The sequence below is a fragment of the Gilliamella sp. B2785 genome (assembly GCF_026537005.1).
Taxonomy (GTDB): Bacteria; Pseudomonadota; Gammaproteobacteria; order Enterobacterales; family Orbaceae; genus Gilliamella; species Gilliamella apicola_E.
Map to the genome: position 1 here is coordinate 1 of NZ_JAFNNC010000023.1, position 648 is coordinate 648.

Here is a 648-nt window from a genome sequence, read left to right on the forward strand (position 1 = left end):
CTTGATAATTTAGATAATCTCTTTGAGCAGATAGAGCAGACAACTAAAAGTCAGCGGGTTTCAAATTTTAATCTGATTAATGCCAATCCCCCTAAAAGCCCTATACCCAAGAAGTGTATCAAGCTAATTATGTTAATACTTGAATAGTATTGATAATGTCAATAGTAAAGCGAAGGTCGCAGTCACGCAGTGAACAAGCGAGCATTTGGCGTATTGACAACCCACCAAGTCCAATCCTTTAGAGCCAACAGAAAAGTACACATGGCGAGCCTTTCAACTTGGACGACTTTTAAAAATTTTTTATAATTCATCCGTTAATATCACTAAAACTACGTAAGGAGCGCGATATGTGGGACCAAAAAGAAAGAATTGATAGAATGGAACGACGCTTAAGAAATGAATTTAGACATGCCTTGGCGGTAAATTTAATTACACAAGAACAACATGACAACTATTTGCAGGAGCTTAATGAATTAACGTCTTATATTTATGAAAAATATAAAGATGACCCAAGTTTTTATCCAGATGATTGGGATAAAATTAATGACTATTATGAAAAAATCATTGGATTGGATTTTGTTCGTAGTCGGACAAAAGAGGGGTTAGAAGATGACTGGCTTATCGAGATGTAAATGATGAAAGTAGATA

1 protein-coding gene is annotated in these 648 nt (G+C 35.0%); it reads left to right on the plus strand.

From position 1 onward, the window contains the following. Positions 1 to 347 precede the first annotated feature (347 nt). The gene (locus tag J3U24_RS11505; protein ID WP_267337884.1) at positions 348 to 632 is read left to right on the plus strand and encodes a hypothetical protein; all 285 of its coding nucleotides are present in this window, start codon (positions 348 to 350) and stop codon (positions 630 to 632) included. The last annotated feature ends 16 nt before the right edge of the window (positions 633 to 648 follow it).

Coding starts and splice junctions, on each gene's coding strand:
- J3U24_RS11505 (WP_267337884.1), top strand. CDS start 348: ATGTGGGACCAAAAAGAAAGAATTGATAGAATGGAACGACGCTTAAGA.